This window comes from Achromobacter seleniivolatilans, from assembly GCF_030864005.1.
Classification (GTDB): domain Bacteria; phylum Pseudomonadota; class Gammaproteobacteria; order Burkholderiales; family Burkholderiaceae_B; genus Achromobacter; species Achromobacter seleniivolatilans.
Genome location: NZ_CP132976.1, coordinates 5,221,640 through 5,237,273, shown reverse-complemented (window position 1 = coordinate 5,237,273; position 15,634 = coordinate 5,221,640). Strand labels below are relative to the sequence as shown.

At 62.3% G+C, this 15,634-nt stretch carries 15 protein-coding genes; 2 read left to right on the top strand and 13 right to left on the bottom strand.

Annotated elements, in window-relative coordinates; genetic code table 11:
- The first annotated feature begins 9 nt into the window (after positions 1-9).
- Together RAS12_RS23700 and RAS12_RS23695 are read left to right on the top strand one after the other, a co-directional pair.
- The gene (locus RAS12_RS23700) at positions 10-1,563 is read left to right on the top strand and encodes a DUF1254 domain-containing protein (protein WP_306941994.1); all 1,554 of its coding nucleotides are present in this window, start codon (positions 10-12) and stop codon (positions 1,561-1,563) included.
- A gap of 75 nt (positions 1,564-1,638) precedes the next feature.
- Positions 1,639-2,145, top strand: a complete 507-nt coding sequence (locus tag RAS12_RS23695) for an acyl-CoA thioesterase (RefSeq protein ID WP_306941992.1) — start codon at positions 1,639-1,641, stop codon at positions 2,143-2,145.
- Positions 2,146-2,166: 21 nt separating this feature from the next.
- Here the strand turns inward: RAS12_RS23695 and RAS12_RS23690 are convergent, their stop codons facing one another.
- The 13 genes from RAS12_RS23690 to RAS12_RS23630 all read right to left on the bottom strand — a co-directional run bounded on the left by RAS12_RS23690 (position 2,167) and on the right by RAS12_RS23630 (position 15,626).
- A complete protein-coding gene (locus tag RAS12_RS23690) occupies positions 2,167-3,342 on the bottom strand; it encodes a T6SS immunity protein Tli4 family protein (RefSeq protein ID WP_306941989.1) in 1,176 nt (391 codons plus the stop codon).
- A 50-nt stretch (positions 3,343-3,392) separates the two neighbouring features.
- The gene (locus RAS12_RS23685) at positions 3,393-5,165 is read right to left on the bottom strand and encodes an esterase/lipase family protein (protein ID WP_306941988.1); all 1,773 of its coding nucleotides are present in this window, start codon (positions 5,163-5,165) and stop codon (positions 3,393-3,395) included.
- A gap of 239 nt (positions 5,166-5,404) precedes the next feature.
- Positions 5,405-6,412 (bottom strand): sterol desaturase family protein, encoded by a 1,008-nt coding sequence (locus tag RAS12_RS23680; RefSeq protein ID WP_306941987.1) that lies wholly within the window; start codon positions 6,410-6,412, stop codon positions 5,405-5,407.
- Positions 6,413-6,414: 2 nt separating this feature from the next.
- Positions 6,415-7,209 carry a polysaccharide deacetylase family protein gene (locus tag RAS12_RS23675; protein WP_306941985.1) on the bottom strand — a complete coding sequence of 265 codons (795 nt, stop codon included), beginning with the start codon at positions 7,207-7,209 and terminating at the stop codon, positions 6,415-6,417.
- Entirely contained in the window at positions 7,193-8,173 is a 981-nt protein-coding gene (locus RAS12_RS23670) for a YVTN family beta-propeller repeat protein (RefSeq protein ID WP_442538743.1), read from the bottom strand. Before RAS12_RS23670 ends, RAS12_RS23675 begins: the two co-directional genes overlap by 17 nt.
- A 175-nt stretch (positions 8,174-8,348) precedes the next feature.
- On the bottom strand, positions 8,349-9,206 hold the full coding sequence (locus RAS12_RS23665) for a DUF2950 family protein (RefSeq protein WP_306941984.1): 858 nt from the start codon (positions 9,204-9,206) through the stop codon (positions 8,349-8,351).
- A 23-nt stretch (positions 9,207-9,229) separates the two neighbouring features.
- Positions 9,230-10,732, bottom strand: coding sequence for a DUF3300 domain-containing protein (locus tag RAS12_RS23660; protein WP_306941982.1), 1,503 nt, complete (start codon positions 10,730-10,732; stop codon positions 9,230-9,232).
- A 120-nt stretch (positions 10,733-10,852) separates the two neighbouring features.
- Complete coding sequence (locus RAS12_RS23655; RefSeq protein WP_306941979.1) at positions 10,853-11,068, bottom strand: TOBE domain-containing protein; 216 nt, start codon at positions 11,066-11,068, stop codon at positions 10,853-10,855.
- A gap of 67 nt (positions 11,069-11,135) precedes the next feature.
- The gene (locus RAS12_RS23650) at positions 11,136-12,041 is read right to left on the bottom strand and encodes an ATP-binding cassette domain-containing protein (protein ID WP_306941977.1); all 906 of its coding nucleotides are present in this window, start codon (positions 12,039-12,041) and stop codon (positions 11,136-11,138) included.
- A 24-nt stretch (positions 12,042-12,065) separates the two neighbouring features.
- Positions 12,066-12,893 carry a MetQ/NlpA family ABC transporter substrate-binding protein gene (locus RAS12_RS23645; protein WP_306941976.1) on the bottom strand — a complete coding sequence of 276 codons (828 nt, stop codon included), beginning with the start codon at positions 12,891-12,893 and terminating at the stop codon, positions 12,066-12,068.
- A gap of 15 nt (positions 12,894-12,908) precedes the next feature.
- The gene (locus tag RAS12_RS23640) at positions 12,909-13,571 is read right to left on the bottom strand and encodes a methionine ABC transporter permease (RefSeq protein WP_306941975.1); all 663 of its coding nucleotides are present in this window, start codon (positions 13,569-13,571) and stop codon (positions 12,909-12,911) included.
- Positions 13,571-14,371 (bottom strand): methionine ABC transporter ATP-binding protein, encoded by an 801-nt coding sequence (locus RAS12_RS23635; protein WP_306941974.1) that lies wholly within the window; start codon positions 14,369-14,371, stop codon positions 13,571-13,573. Before RAS12_RS23635 ends, RAS12_RS23640 begins: the two co-directional genes overlap by 1 nt.
- Before the next feature lie 28 nt (positions 14,372-14,399).
- Positions 14,400-15,626 (bottom strand): acyl-CoA dehydrogenase family protein, encoded by a 1,227-nt coding sequence (locus RAS12_RS23630; RefSeq protein WP_306941972.1) that lies wholly within the window; start codon positions 15,624-15,626, stop codon positions 14,400-14,402.
- Positions 15,627-15,634 lie beyond the last annotated feature (8 nt).

Here is a 15,634-nt window from a genome sequence, read left to right as displayed (position 1 = left end):
GGAGCGCCCATGCGCCGCTTTGCCCCGCTGGCCCTGTCCCTGTCTGTTGCCGTCTTGGCCTGGGCGCCCGCCCCCGCCGTCCTTGGCGCTCCCGCCGCCGCGCTGAGTCCGGCCGCAGCCGCCACCGAGGCAGCAAGCCAAGCCGCCATGGAAGGGTATTTGTACTTTTACCCGCTGGTCACGATGGACCTGACGCGGCGCCAGTTCACGCATCCGTCGCAAGGCGCCCAAGGCGCGCCCGCCAATACCTTTCTGCACGGCCGCACGCTGCCCCAACCCGGCACGGCGTCGCCCTGGGCCAACCCCGACATGCTGCGCAGCACCGGGTGGATAGACCTGACGGCGGGGCCCGTGGTCCTGTCGGTGCCGGACACGCAGGGGCGGCTCTATACGCTGACGCTGCTGGACATGTGGACAGATGTCTTCGCCACGCTGGGCAAGCGCAGCACGGGCACGGCCAAGGGCAATACCGTCATCGTGCCGCCGGGCTGGACGGGCACCCTGCCCTCGGGCATGACGCGCATCAACGCGCCCACTGTCCATGTCTGGGCAAAGAACCTGATCCAGACGGACAATGCCGCGGAATACCCGGCGGTCCATGCCTTGCAGGACGGCTTTGTTCTGACACCGCTTGCCGAATGGAACCTGCCGGCACAGACACAGCGGGTGAAATCCGATCCGTCGCTGGACCTGAAGATCGCCGTGCGGGAACAGGTCGAATCCATGCCCACGGACGCATTTTTTACTTATGCGGCCGAGTTGCTGCGCAAGAATCCTCCGCATACAACCGACCAGCCGGTGCTGGCGCAGTTGCGCCGTGTGGGACTCATCCCCGGCCGTACCTTTGATTTCGACAAGCTCGACCACCCCGCCAAGCAGGGCATGCGGCGGGGACTGCGTGCCGCGCGCGAACGCATGGAAGCCGCCTCGGGCAGCACCTTGCGCAGCATGAACGGCTGGCAGCAGGAAACAGCCAGCATCGGCGTGTATGGCAACGCCTACCTGCGGCGCGCACTGGCTTCGCAAGCGCAGCCCGGCTCGGGTCTGCCCGAAGATCTGGCCGTGCTGCTGCTGGCAGCCGACAGCCAAGGCGCGCCAGTGGATGGCGCGCATCGCTACGCGCTGCGCTTTGAAAGCGGCCAGTTGCCGCCCGCTGGCGCGCTCTGGTCGCTGGCGGTATATGACGGACTCGGTCTGCCTGTGGCCAATATGCTGAACCGCTACGCGCTGGGCGACCGCGATCCCTTGCGGTACAACGCCGATGGATCGCTGGACGTACACATCAGCTACGCGCCGCCCGCCCTGGACAATCAGACGAACTGGCTGCCCGTCCCCGCCATCGGTCCGGTAACCGTGCTGTTGCGCGTCTACGCGCCGGGTCCGGCGCTGGTGGACGGTTTGTGGATGCCGCCCGCGCTGATACGCGATGAGCCGGAACCCATCGCACAAGCTCCCGCGCCGGAAGTGACGGAAGCCCCTGCGGCACCAGCACCCGCACCGCAAGCGGCTGCCGTCACGGCGCCCCCCGTCAAGACGACATCCTCCCCTGCGAAGAAACCCTAAGAGGCGCACAGATGACGGCGCCATGACGGGCGCCTGCCGCTACCATAGGCGTTTTATTCAACATGAATGCCCGCTATGGACGACGCCTTTAGCCACCAATTGTCGATGACCATCCTGATGACGCCAGACATGGCGAACTTCTCAGGAAATGTGCACGGCGGAACCATCCTTAAATATCTGGACCAGGTGGCTTATGCCTGTGCCAGCCGGTACGCCGGCCAATATGTGGTGACGCTGTCCGTAGACCAGGTTGTTTTCCGCGAACCGATCCACGTCGGCGAACTGGTGACGTTCCTGGCAGCGGTGAACTTCACCGGCCGCACCTCGATGGAAATTGGCATCAAGGTTGTCACCGAAGACATCCGCAAGAAGCTGGTGCGCCATACCAACAGCTGTTATTTCACGATGGTGGCGGTTGACGAAAAGGGCGCATCCACGGCGGTGCCGCCACTGGAACCGCGCAATCTGGAAGAACGGCAGCGCTTCGAAGCCGCCCTCCTGCGCCGGGAACTGCGCCAGGATATGGAACGCCGCCACGCGGAGATCAAACGCGAAACGACGCACGACACGCCGACGGCCTGATTCGCAAGATAAACCCGCGCTCTACTCTTTCGTTCCAGGTTCGCTCGCTATAAAGGCATCCAGCGATATCCGGTCTTTTTCTGCTTGCCCCGGGGTCACGCCGCGAAAGAACCGTTCCGACTCGACCTTGGGCGACGCCACCGCCCCATAGCGCGGACGCAAAGATCGTATAGCGTGATCCCAAATGGCCACGATTTCCTCGTTGCTCAACACCGGATCAACCGCCGATGGCCGCGGTTTACGCTGCCATAGCGGCGGATCGCGCCGAGGTACGAAGCCGGGCATCAACCAGTTCAGCAGCTTGTCCGGCGAAATATCTGGGTCGATAGGGGTGTTGCGAACGCCCCCTGCCGTTAGGCGCACATTTATCGTGGGATTGGCCAATGACCGATTGTCGCGATAGTTTTCTGCGACGAACAGCAGCTCGCGATGCGCATCCATTTCGTACGCCAACAAATATTCTTCGGCAGGATTGCCCGCAAGCGTGGTCCGGCCTTTGCGCAGCACTTCATGGTCATCCGCGTTAAAAACCTTGGAGTCACGAGCCATGCGATCGATCAAGCGGGGCGACTCGTCCGGTGTGACAGCGCTTATATAGAACTTCAGCCTGACATTCGAGCCTGGAGCGACAAAGCGCACCGTGGCTTGCTCGTGATCATGAGCGCTCCGAATGATGACGGCACCCAGCGCAAAGCCCGGCCCCGCCGTTTCCCCCTGGCGGATCGCAGCCACTTGCTCGGCCAGTGCGATCAGTCTTGATTCCACCTTCGCATTGTTTCCATTGTGCGCATTTGCCGACAGCATGACGTGCGCGCCATTCACCCTTATATGCAACTCATAGGTTTGTGACCTAGTCCCGCCTGAGCTCAGGTAATACTGAAGTAGCTGCTTTCCAGGCGCCAACTCAGTGGCGGTAATCAGCATGGATTTCGTGACTTCTGAATTCTCCACGGCGCTTATACGCTGAGCCCGTTCGGTTAAAGCCTCATCGAACTGCGCTTGAGTAATGTCCTGTCCCAACAAATCAACGTCGACGGTTTCGTGATCGGCGCCCAAGCCGAAGTACAGCTTGCCCCCGCCCAACGGATGCCCCCAGTTGGCGGGCAGTTCAACTTGGTGACGGCCCAGCGCCCAGGACTGCATCGGTGGCGTAGCATCGCTCATAGCAGGATTCTCCTTCAGGTGTGAATGGGCCATCGTGCCCGGGGACAGGCACAGCAACAGGCACAGCTGGGATATCAAGCGATTCATAGCGGACGCTTGGCTTTGGCCGCGATTTTGATCAGGGCATACAGCGTGATATGCCGGGTCAGCGCAACACCATAAGAGCCTTCATGATCAAAACCGGTTGCTTTGATCTGTGCCTGCACTTGACCCTCACGGGCCTGCATGGCTGGCGCTTTACCGGAGCTGACGGGAACCGTGCCGTCGCCACTGCCATCCTGCATGGCGCAATGCAGTTCCCAATGGCTGATTTCCTTGGTCTGCACGTACCAATCTCCTTTGGTCCGCACCTCTTGTTCGATGCGCTTTCCGCCGACATACTGGGGGCTAGAGCCGGAATCGCGGACATCCGCCATCGTCATACTGGAAACAACAATAGCGTCTGGCGACACACCCAATGGGTTGTCCGGGTGCCCCTGGCCTCGGCGCATTTTCCAGCAGATGGATTCAAAACTGGGTTGGTTAGGATCCGCACCGTAATACACGTATGTATTGGGGTGATAAGCCCCGTTGATCCTTTCATGGAACCGTTTTGCCATTCCAATATTCTCGGCGTAGTCGTCCCATGAAAGAGGAGTTCCGTTTACAGGCGCCAGCCATTCTTCGCGCAACATAGCCCACCAGCGATCGCGGCGCAAGTAGATTTCGTCGTAGGGGTCCGCGACCGGACGGGCGGCCATCGCGGGTGCATCGTTCTGATCCTGCACCCGCAACCATCCTGCCGCATAGTTCTTAGTGGGCAGCAATTGCAGCGCGCCCGGCGCCTGGGCAAATACTGCCGTCACCTCTTTGCCCGTCGTGCCGATCACCGCGCCGGCCATCGCGCTTTCTTGCTGCATGCCCACCTTACACCGACGATAGGCCACTGGCGCGCCAGCGGCGGGCATAACGCCGTGTATCACGCCGGCAATAAGGTCACTCATGCCAGGCAACTGCGCGCAGCGCCGTGCCACGAGTCCGCCCATAGAATGGGTAACCAGGATGACTTGCTGACAATTCCTGCCGTACTGATGCCGTATCTCTTCGATACGGGCGGCCAGCTTTTTTGCCGCGTCCTCGTTGTCGCCCAGCCAGTTGTAGCCAACAGCATGGACTGGCATCCGGTATTCAGCGCGGGCTGAAAGGTCGTCGGTTTTCAGATGGGGCAGTTCACGCAACAACTGCTGACCAAGGGCAGCCAGCGGAACATCCAACCCGGGTTTTAGGCATGGGTGAGGCGCCCCGTTGTCGGGCATTTCCAGATGCTTGGAATTCAGTTGAAATGCCGGCCACTGATGCGGAAGGTAGCTGCTATTCAAGGTGTCTTCCAGCCACAGCAAAAACGAGTGATAGCTGCTTTCGCTGACTTCCCCCCAGCCCCGCTCACGATAGCGGTCGTTCAACGCCTGTTTGCGTTGCCTGGCCGGTTCGCCAGGCGGCTCCATCACGGTACCCGCAGCACGCGAAGGCACGGCGCCATCGTTATCCACCGTGACACGTTCGGGATGCAGAACCCTCTGACGAGTCCCTGCGGATTCACCACTCCAAAATCTAAACAACGTGAGAGGGTGACCGCCCAGCCCCGCATCCAGGCGCCAGACAGGCTCGCTCTGTTCTCGGGGCTGTCCCGCCGACTTCAAGTTGGAACCCATAATGCCCGGCACAAACACCACAGGCAATATGCCCGCAGGGGGCACCAAACAGAGCACCGGGTCGCGAATATGCGCCGGGGTCAGAGTGCAACTGTATACAGGTAGGCCCCGCGCATCGTAAGACATCGGTGCGATACGCGGAGCGGCTGAGGCGTTGTCGGTCATGGCGAACTCCCTGGAGTGCTTTCACACCGCGCCGACATGTTGCCTAGCGTTGTGCGAGCCAATCACTGCAACCGACTAGTTTGCCGCCAAACAGACAACATCAATATTGGATAAATCTGATATTCGACCTGAAGCGGCTAGACGATGCCGGAAAAGCGTAGCCACACAACTTCTCGATGGAATGCTCTTAAGCAGGCGGCCGGCTAGCCGGCCGCCTGCTTAAGGGTGGCGGAGAGCGATCACGCTCGTTCCGCAGTGCCGGGAGGGCTGGGAGGCGCCGCCGCCGGTTCACGATCGCGGCCCACCATGCGCTTTAGCCCCAGCCACTGCTGGGACCAGAAGCCGCGGCCATAGTCGCGTCCGCCCAATTCCTCGCGCTGGTCGTGGATACCGGTCGGGCCGTAACCCACGCCGAATCGCGCCGAGCGGAACAGCACGTCCCAGATCGGGAACAGCGCGGCAAAGTTATAGCCGCCCGCCGGGCCCGGAGACGAAGCGTCGTAGGCAATGGAATGGTGATGACGGTGAAAGCGCGGGCTGACCAGTATGCGTTCTCCCAGCGCCCCAAAATGCATGCGCAGATTGGCGTGCGAGAAGCTCTGCGCCAACTGGGTAATGGCCACGATCACCACGAACTGCGCGGGCGGCACGCCCACCAGTTGTGACACGAAGACAACCAGCACGTCACGCAGCATGTCATCGAGCAAGTGGTTGCGGTCATCGCTCCACATGGTCATCTGGCGCTGGCTGTGATGCACGGCATGCAGCGCCCAGAGCCAGCCGAAGCGGTGCTGGGCACGATGGTAGAAATAATCCACCGCGTCGAACAGCAGCAGGTAGATGATCAGGCTGACCCAAGCTTTATCCGTGACGCCCGGCCAGTACTGGTCCAGCTGAAACGGCGCGAAACCCCAGATATGGAGTTGGCCGAACACGCTGTCCCAGAACGGGTCGATCGAGAAGAACAGGATCAGCCGGAATGCGCCCAGCCGGTGAATCAGCGTGTACAGGACGTCGATGCCGATCTGACGCCGATCGGTGACAGGCTCAACCGGACGCAGGCGCTGTAGCGGGCCGAATACCAGCAACAGCACGACCACCTGCAAGAGCCCGACCAGCAGCCACATCGTGGCGTCGTAGCCGTCCTCGATAAAGTTGCTCATGCCCAGATGAAACAGCGCGGGCTGAATCAGCGTTTCGAAGAGCCATTGCTGGCAAGCCCCGAAGAATTGACTAAGCGTATCCATGATCAATGATGCGTAGCGATCCAATCGCGGTAAGCGGGATGCGTATTCAAGGTAGCAAAACAATAGCCCTTCTGCTGCAAGCCCACAATCAGGGGCTCAAGCACGGCGGGCGCCCAGGGGTCCTGGCGCGACCAGATGCCCAGGTGAGCAAGCAGAATGTCACCCGGCTTGATGGTGCGCAACGCCTGGTCCAGCAGCTTGGCGTTCGGGTATTTGTCGCTGGGCAGTTCATCACCCAGGAAACCCGCTGGCGCCCAGCCCACATGCTCAAAGCCGCAAGCCTTGGCCGCCTTCAACAACGCAGGAGACGTCTTGCCGCCCGGCGCGCGGTATAGCGGCAGCATGTTATGCCCCGTCATTTGATGAAACCGCGTGGCGGAACGCTTGATCTCGGCGCAATACTGCTCGGCCGTCCATTCAGCGCGCTTGCCCGTGTCTGGACCGGCGCTGGGCTTTACGCGGAACTTGCCGCCGGGCAGGTCGCCCTGCCAATACACGTGATCGTAAGTGTGCGAGCCAAAAGCATGGCCTTCCGCCGCGCGCGCCTTCCACCACGGCGCCCAGACATCATCCAGGCTGGTTCCGTCGGTTTTGGTGCGTTCGTTCGCCAGGAAGAACGTGACCTTGACGTTATGACGCGCCAACACGTCGGCGATCAGCGGCGCCACGCCCATGTGGCCGGTGTCGAATGTCAGGTAGACCGGCTTATCGCAGGTCGCTGGCGCGGCGCCGGCCGCCGTGACGGTCAGCGCCAGGCATAGCGTAGTGACGACAGAGAATTTAGCGTGTCGGAGCATGGTTCAGCGTCCAGACGCCGTGGGGCGACTTGCCCACAGACACCTGATTCACCACTTTCTTCTGTTCCAGGTCCACCACGGTGAGCTTGCGAGCCCAACGCGACGTCACCAGCAGCGTCTTGCCATCGGCCAGGACGTCCATGCAGTCAGGGCCGCCCGGCACCGCGAAGGTGTCAGTGACCGCCAAGGTCTGCATATCGATGCGGCTGATGGAATTGGCCGTGCGATTGCTGACAAACAGATGGCGCTTGTCGCCCTGTGCGCGGAACGCGTGCGCACCGGCTGCGGTCGGAATGCGCTTGATCAGCTTGGCCGGGCCATTGCTGACGTCATAGGCTTCCACGAAGGAATCGCCCGTCAGCGCCACCAGCAAGGTCTTCTGGTCGGGCGTCAGGAACACATCCGCCGGGGTCTTGCCCACCGATACCGTCCACTTCGGCGTCTGGGTCGCCAGGTCGATGGCGATCAGCTGATCGCTGTCCTGCAACGTGACGTAGGCCGTCGTGCTCTTCTTGTCGATCATGATGTGGCTGGGCGTCTTGCCAGCCGGAACGCGCTTGACCAGTTTCAGCTCGGCGCCCTTTTCCTGCGGTTGCCAGGCATAGATGTCGATATGGTCCAAGCGGTTAGCGGCCGTGACGAACCACTTCATGTCCGGCGAAAACTGCAATTGGTAAGGATCGACGATACCGGTCAACGTGCGCTGCACTTCGCCCGTCTTGGGGTCCATCATGGTGATGGTGTTGCCGGTGGCGTTGGCCACCATCAGCGACTTTTCATCCGGAGTCAGATACAGGTGATGCGGTTCTTTCCCGGTCGGGACGCGCCGCAGTTCCTTGTAGGACACCGGGTCAATGATGCTGACGTTGGCATCCAGGGAGTTCAGGACAAAAATCGGGGCGGCAGACGCCGCGGCGCTCAGCGCCATCCCCACGCCGAATACGGCGCAGCGGACAAATTGCAAGGGGTTCAATTTCTAGGTCCGGCAAAAGGGGATCAGGCACAGATCCCAATGGCAGCCATTTTAGGCACAGCGGCCTGTCAAATGGCCAACAGGCCGGGGTTTGTCGACAAACGCTCACGCCTGTTGCGACGCAGCAACAACCCCCGCCCTGAATCCCGCCCCACATCCCAAAAAATCATTTGGCGCCAACGGGTTGCGCGTTGGCATCGACCCAGGCGCCACCAACAATATCCCGGTCTCGCAGCGCTGCTGCACGCGCTGCCGTCGACGGCCCAAGGTCGGCCTCCAACACCCCGCCCTGCCGGCCGATGACAAAGGTGCCGATACCCGTCTGCCCGTAGCGCGCCGGCCATGCAACGATACGGTAGTCGATGCCCTGCTTGCTCGGAATCACCTTGTAGCGATACCCGTAGTAGGCATCTGCCACCGGCACCTCAGGTCCCATCGTCAATGCGTCTGGCCCCAAGGCCTGCGGCGGCGATCCCGGCACTTCCGGCCAGTACAAGCCGTCCATGGTGCCGGGCTGACTGACCAGCCGGCTCGCATAGCGGCCCTGGCCCACGCCCTGCTGATAACGCGTCTGGGCCGCCTGCAATTGTTGCAAGGTCTCGATGGCGGTCAACTCATTGCGGCCCATCGCACGGCGAAGGATTTCCGCCTTGCCCTGGACAGGGTCGAAACGCCATCCCTTGCCAGCCTGCACGATGGGCACGGGCATGGTCCAGCCAGAGTCGCCCACGGCCAGCCAGGCGCGTCCGCCATCGGCCACCACTTCATGCTTCTGAGCCCACCCGGCCAGAAAACGGTAGATATCGTCTTGTGCAACGCCGCCGGGCACGATTTGCCTGTGATTTGGCCCCAATACCTTGGCCATCGCGGCTAGATCGCTGGTCGCAAGCGCGTCAGCAAACGCATCCGCTGCCGCCTGTGGCGTGGGGTAGAGGCTTTGCGCGCCAAGCGGGGCGGCAAGCGCCAACCCCAGCACCGGCACCGCCGTCAGCGCGCGAATACGATGGACCCAGGTATTTCTCATGAAAGCTCCGTTGTTCATGTTCCTTACCTCCGCCCACCGAAATGGCCACCGCCGCCACCGCCACCGCCGTGACGAGCCCCGCCTCCGCCGCCTCCACCGCGTTGGACTCCGGCGCCTCCGCCACCGCCACGGTTCATTTCGGTGCGCTGGCTCTGCTGCCGCACGCGGTCGCCGTTGCCCGCGTCGCTCAGGGCATTGTTGCTGTTGGACGCGCGGCCCCGGTCACGAGCCGCTGCCTCATCCGATCGTTGCCGCTGCGCCGCCGCCTGGCGATCTTGCGTGGATGCGCCCGATGTTCGGGGCGCTTGCGAATTGGCCTGGCTCCGGTCGCGTGCGCCTTGACCTTGACCTTGAGCTTGGCCCTGGGCTTGGCGTGTGCCTGCACCTGCACCCTGGCCTTGGCCACGGCCACCCGCGCCGTCGCCGCCCCGGCCTGCCGCGGATTGTCCGCGCCCGGCGCCGGGTTCAGAATGACCGGGAATGGATTGCCCAGTACGTCCCTCGAACGATTGCGCCGCACGGTCGCGGGCCGCTTCACGGGAGTTTGCCGCCCCCGTCGCCGCGCCCGGCTGCCTGGCGCCCTGGCCTTGATTCAAACCTTGTCCCTGCCCCGCGCGCGGGCCCTGGCCAGCGGTTTGTCCCGCCGCCCGGTTCTGCACCCCGGCCTGCCGCTGGCTGTCAAAGCGCTGGCGATTGGCGTTATCCGCATAAGGCGTATTGCCCCGGTTGGCCGGATTGTGCTGCCAAGCCACGTTGTTGTTATTGACGTTGTTGATCCGCTGGTTCGTATTGATGTTGTTGTAGCGGTTGACGTTGATGTCTACGTCGCTATGCCCCCAATTAAATCCGCCCCACATGGAATCCACGGCCGCCACGCCCAGGCCAAAGCCTATGCCAGCCACTAGCGATGTCGCGAAAACCGAACCCGGCGGCGGCGGGTAGTAAGCCGGTGGATAGGCGGGATAAGCCCAGGCGCCATAGACCACGGTGGGGTTGTAACTGGGAACGTAGACCACTTGCGGGTCAGCCGGTTCAATCACCACCACTGTCTTGTTTTCAATCGTGTTGGTCGTGACTTTCTGCTGAGGCGTGCTCTTCAGATTGCCGGCCTTTTGCGCTTGCGTGCGCAGGCGCTGAACCGAATCCATCACCGCATCAGGTTGCGCCAGAAAAGCGTCGCCCATCGATTTGACCCAATCCGGCTGGCGGCCCATCAAGTCCATGACCGAGGGGAATGCGACGAGCGATTTGACGCTGGGGTCCCAGGCTTCGCCCTCAACAGCCTTGACGGCCTTATCGCCCGATTCCGAAGTGTGGGCGGCCGACCATTTGGCTGCCGCCGCGATATCGTCGGGGTAGGTTGCCCCCATGAGAATTTGCGACAACAGTGAATCCGGATAGAGCGCCACGGGCGCCATCAGTTGATCCAGTTGCGCATTATCCAGCTTGGTTTGCGCTGCAACAGGCAGACAAACCGCCAGCCCCAGGCATAACCAGCCGATGAACCACCCTTGCAGTCGACGCATAAACCGTTCTCCGTAATGCACAGCATGTATCTACAACCAGGACGGAACCGACGGGTATCGCGCTGACAATATATGCCTAACGCCGGCGCAGGGGAAGCGCCGGCGTCGTTCTACTCATTTTCACAGCTTGGCAATCGAGACCTCGGTTGCCTTGACGAACGCCAGCACCTCGGTGCCCACCTGCAAATTCAATTCCTTCACCGAGCGCGTGGTGATAACAGACGTGACGATGCCAGCGGGCGTTTCCACGTCCACCTCGGACACCACGGAACCCAGGATGATTTCCTTGATCTTGCCGCGGAACTGGTTGCGGGCGTTGATGGATTGAATGCTCATAGTCTTGCTCCTGAAGGATAAGTCGGCGCCGCCATGGCGCCTGTCGGGAAATACGGAGCCAGCGGCGCTACACCGCCAGCCTCAGATGCCGGATCTGAATGACAGGCGCCAACGGCCTGTCCGAATCCGGCGGTTCGGGTTGCTTCAGAACGGCCCGCAGCACTCGCGCCGCCAATGCGGCGCAGGCCGCCGATCCACGGGCGCGCGGCCGGACCAACGCCACGCGCTCGTCAAACACCAGGACGCCTTCGTCGATGACCAGGATGCGATCGGCCAGTGCCACAGCCTCCATGACGTCGCGGGTTGCCAGCACTGCCGTGAACCGCTCTTGCTGCCAGGCTTGCAGAAGCGCCTCCTGCATCTCGATACGCGTCAGCGCATCCAGCGCGCCCAGCGGCTCATCCATCAAGAGCAACCCGGGCCGTCGCGCTAAAGCGCGTGCCAGCGCCACCCGTTGGCGCTGCCCGGCGTCAAGTTGCGCAGGCCAGTCCGCGCCACGGCCGTGGAGGCCCACCTGACGCAAGGCGCCTGCCGCCTGAACACGGGCATTCCCTGTCAGACCCAGCGCCACGTTTTGCAGAACGCGCTTCCACGGCAACAGACGCGCATCGGAGAACAGCAGCCTCACCCGCTCGTCTGCCGCCCATTGCGGAAAGTTGTCGAACAGCACGGGCGAGCGAGCAGGCGCTCCGCCCTGCTCTCCGCTGGCGCGTTCCAGCCCGGCCAGAATCCGCAGCAACGTGCTCTTGCCCGCGCCGCTGCGGCCAACCACCGCCACGAACTCTCCGGCGGCAATATCCAGATCCAATCCGTTGAGCACGATGCGCGTGCCGTAGCGCTTGCAGAGCTTGCGCAAGGTCACGCGCACCGGCGCGGCGACGCCCTGATCGCTGGCAGGCGCGGGCTCCTGCTGCGCAGGCCCCGGCACTTCCAGATGCTGTAGTAGCTCGAACTCGTTCGGATGGATGAACATGGCCGCGCCTACGCGCCGGACGCCCTAGCGGGCCGCTTCCAGCTTTTGCTGATAATCGGTCTTCACGAAACCGGCGAATGACTTCTCGGTAACGTCCAGGAATTCACGTGACGCATAGGCCGCCGCAATATCCTTCACATACGGCTTGTTCAAATCAGCCGTACGCACAGCGACAAGATTCTGGTAGGTGGGCGTGGTCTTTTCCAAGGCCAGCGCCGACGTCAGCTTCAGCCCCGAAGCCAGCGCAAAGTTACCGTTCACAAAGGAATAGTCGGTGTCTTCCAGCGAACGCGGCAGTTGAGCGGCTTCAAGTGGAATCAGTTTGATCTTCTTCACATTGACCGCCACGTCCTTTTCAGACGCCTGCAACGGGTCATAGCCCTCTCGCAGTTTTACCCAGCCCAGATCCTGCAACACCACCAGCGCGCGCGCCTGATTCGTCGGGTCATTCGGCAAAGCCACACTGACACCATCCGGGGCGGCATCGACGCTCTTGTATTTCTTGCTGTAGATCGCGATGGGTGCGGTAGGAACCTTGACCAGTTCGGACAATTCCAACTTGTTCTTGGCCGCAAAGTTCTTCAGATAGACCACGTGCTGAAAGGCGTTGGCATCCAGCGCGCCCTGCGCCAGCGCAAAGTTGGGCTGCACGTAATCATTGAACTCGACGATCTTGACGGTGTAACCCTGCTTTTCCAGAATAGGCTTGATACCCAGCTTGATCTGATCGCTGTACGGCCCCGCCGTGGCGCCGAAAACGATCTCTTTCTTGGCGGGGTCCGCGGCCTGAGCAGCGCCGGCATACGTCAGGGCGGCCAATGCCACGGCCAGGATATTGCGGGTCAATGACATGGTAGTCCTCAAGAATCAACGCTTGTCGATATGCCGCGCGACGGTATTGCCCGCGACTTGAATGATCTGCACCAGCACGACGAGCAGCGCCACAGTCAGCACCATCACATCGGACTGAAACCGGTAGTAGCCGTAGCGGATGGCCAGGTCGCCAATGCCGCCGCCGCCCACCACGCCGGCAACGGCTGAGTACGACAGAAAGCTGACGGCCAGCACGGTTAACGCCAGCACCAATCCCGAACGCGCTTCCACCAGCAAGACGCGGCGCACAATCTGCAATTCGGATGCGCCGGCAGCATGGGCGGCTTCAATCACGCCACGCGGCACTTCGCGCAGGCATTGCTCCACCAGCCGTGCGAAATAGGGAATCGCCGCGAATGACAGCGGCACGGCAGCTGCCACCGGCCCGATGGAGGTGCCTGCGATCACGCGGGTGAACGGCACCAGCGCAACCAACAGAATGATGAAAGGAAAGGAGCGCACGGTGTTCACTGTCCAGCTCAACAGACGGTGCACCACCGGCCTGTCGAGCGATTGGCCGGGGCCGGTCAAAAATACGAGAACGCCCAGCGGCCCGCCCAGCAAGATGGATGCAGTCAGCGCAATGGCCAGCATCAAAAAAGTCTGATCCACCGCCACGCCCAGCTCGGGCAGCAATTGCACAAAAGTTTCCAGCATCACGCGACCTCTTCGTAGGGATGGGTGGCCTCGCGGATAAGCTCGCGGCCCAGCGCCGAAGACAAATGCACGTTGGCCCCCGAAATCTCAGCCTGCTCCAGCACTTCGCCGTTTTCCATGACGGCGACATGCCGGCACAAGGCCCGCACCACGGCCAGCTCATGCGTGACGATCACGATGGTCACGCCCAGCCGTTTGTTGATGTCGCGCAGCACCGCAAGGACCGACCGCGTGGTCTCGGGGTCCAGCGCGGAAGTCGGTTCATCGCACAGCAGCACGGCGGGTTCACTGGCCAATGCGCGCGCGATCGCCACGCGCTGCTTCTGGCCCCCTGACAGCTGGGCGGGATAACTCGTGGTTTTGTCGGTCAGCCCCACGATGTCCAGACATTCACGGACACGGGCCGCTATCTGGTCGCGGTCACGTCCGCCATGCACGCGCAGCGGAAACGCGACGTTCTCGAACACGGTCTCGTTCTGCAGCAGATTGAACTGCTGGAAGATCATGCCGATGTTTTGCCGAGCGCCGCGCAGGTCGCGCTTGGACAGGCTTGTGAGTTCCGTGCCCGCCACATGCACCGCGCCTTCATCCGGACGTTCCAGCAGATTGATCAGCCGCAGCAGCGTGGACTTGCCCGCGCCGCTCTTGCCGATGATGCCGAAGGTATCGCCTGCACGGATCGACAGCGACACGCTGCGCACGGCGTCGAATCGGCCCGCTCGCGTGGCGAACGACTTGCTCACGGCATCAAGCCGGATCACCGGCTGCGGCACGGCGGGAATAGGGGAAATGTCGGTCATTGAAAAAATCCAGGCAAGGTCGGCCGCATCAGGAATAAGCAGTAGGTTCAGGGATCTGGTTCAACAACGCGTAGCGGCCCAGGTCACGAATTTTGTAGGCCACGGGGTCGTGCAAGGTATGCACCCGGGCATTGCGCCAATAGCGGTCGTACCCATGGCGGGCGGCGGTCGAGCTGGCTCCCGTCACATCAAAGATTTCAGAGCCGACTTCCAGCGCGGCGCGATGCGCCAGCACCTTGGCCTGCGCGCCGGCGACGGCCACCTCGCCCCGTTCATCGGCCGTCACAGACGGCCCGCGCGCCAGCGCAGCATCCAGCTTCAGCCCTGCCAGATCGGCCAGAGCCTGCGCGGCCTGCACGCGCAGCCAGAACTCGCCAAACCGCTCCTGTACATAGGGATCATCGGCATGGCGCTGCACGCCCGACGCAAACCAGGGCCGCGCATCTTCACGCACATAGCGGCGCGCTTCGAGGAAGGCGCCACGTGCCAGGCCCAGATACAGATTGGTCATGATCAGTTGCGCCACTTGCGAACGCAGCGTGGCACGCGCCGATGGCACGGTGCCCGGCGCTTGCAGCACCTGGATCGCCTCCAGACGCACATGATCGAACCGCACCGTGCCGCTGTCGGTCTGGCGCTGTCCGAAAGCGTCCCAATCCGGATTCACGGTGATGCCTTCGGCCTGGGTCGGCAGCGCCGCAATGATCGCCGTGTCCGATGCCTTGTGCCATGCCGAAAACGTCAGCACGTCAGACCCGACAGAGCCGGAACTGAAATTCTTCACGCCATCCACGCGATAGCCGTCCAGTTCCGCGCGGGCCACTACGCGGCGGTCCAGCGGATTCAGCGCATTGCCCCAGAACAGATTCCGGTCGACAGTGGGCTTGAGAAAATAGTTGTGCTGCTCGGGTGTGCCATACAGCAGCACACCCGCTACTTGCAGGTGATGAAAACCAAACACGTGCGCCAAGGCGCTGTCCGCTTCCGCCAAGCGGCGCACGGCGCCAAGCACGGTAGACCACGAAGCTCCCGTGCCGCCATACGCGGCCGGTACCGATAGCCGCAGCAGGCCGCTTGCGCGTATCAATTCGCGCTCGTGGGCGGCATGCCCGCCCTGACGATCCCGTTCGACGGCAGTAGCGGCCAGTTGCTCGGCCAGCGCTTCTACGGCGCGTGGGGTATCGCTTGCCCGTGTGGGCGCAGCTCCCGCGGGTTCCACGGGACGCACATCTTCACGCGCTTGAATCTTGGCCATGGTTTGAA

What these genes read in the sequence shown, in the direction of transcription:
- RAS12_RS23650 (WP_306941977.1), bottom strand. Translation starts at nt 12,041, where the DNA reads ATGTTCATCCATCCGAACGAGTTCGAGCTACTACAGCATCTGGAAGTG.
- RAS12_RS23680 (WP_306941987.1), bottom strand. Translation starts at nt 6,412, where the DNA reads ATGGATACGCTTAGTCAATTCTTCGGGGCTTGCCAGCAATGGCTCTTC.
- RAS12_RS23690 (WP_306941989.1), bottom strand. Translation starts at nt 3,342, where the DNA reads ATGGCCCATTCACACCTGAAGGAGAATCCTGCTATGAGCGATGCTACG.
- RAS12_RS23665 (WP_306941984.1), bottom strand. Translation starts at nt 9,206, where the DNA reads ATGAGAAATACCTGGGTCCATCGTATTCGCGCGCTGACGGCGGTGCCG.
- RAS12_RS23655 (WP_306941979.1), bottom strand. Translation starts at nt 11,068, where the DNA reads ATGAGCATTCAATCCATCAACGCCCGCAACCAGTTCCGCGGCAAGATC.
- RAS12_RS23645 (WP_306941976.1), bottom strand. Translation starts at nt 12,893, where the DNA reads ATGTCATTGACCCGCAATATCCTGGCCGTGGCATTGGCCGCCCTGACG.
- RAS12_RS23695 (WP_306941992.1), top strand. Translation starts at nt 1,639, where the DNA reads ATGGACGACGCCTTTAGCCACCAATTGTCGATGACCATCCTGATGACG.
- RAS12_RS23630 (WP_306941972.1), bottom strand. Translation starts at nt 15,626, where the DNA reads ATGGCCAAGATTCAAGCGCGTGAAGATGTGCGTCCCGTGGAACCCGCG.
- RAS12_RS23700 (WP_306941994.1), top strand. Translation starts at nt 10, where the DNA reads ATGCGCCGCTTTGCCCCGCTGGCCCTGTCCCTGTCTGTTGCCGTCTTG.
- RAS12_RS23635 (WP_306941974.1), bottom strand. Translation starts at nt 14,371, where the DNA reads ATGACCGACATTTCCCCTATTCCCGCCGTGCCGCAGCCGGTGATCCGG.
- RAS12_RS23685 (WP_306941988.1), bottom strand. Translation starts at nt 5,165, where the DNA reads ATGACCGACAACGCCTCAGCCGCTCCGCGTATCGCACCGATGTCTTAC.
- RAS12_RS23640 (WP_306941975.1), bottom strand. Translation starts at nt 13,571, where the DNA reads ATGCTGGAAACTTTTGTGCAATTGCTGCCCGAGCTGGGCGTGGCGGTG.
- RAS12_RS23660 (WP_306941982.1), bottom strand. Translation starts at nt 10,732, where the DNA reads ATGCGTCGACTGCAAGGGTGGTTCATCGGCTGGTTATGCCTGGGGCTG.
- RAS12_RS23675 (WP_306941985.1), bottom strand. Translation starts at nt 7,209, where the DNA reads ATGCTCCGACACGCTAAATTCTCTGTCGTCACTACGCTATGCCTGGCG.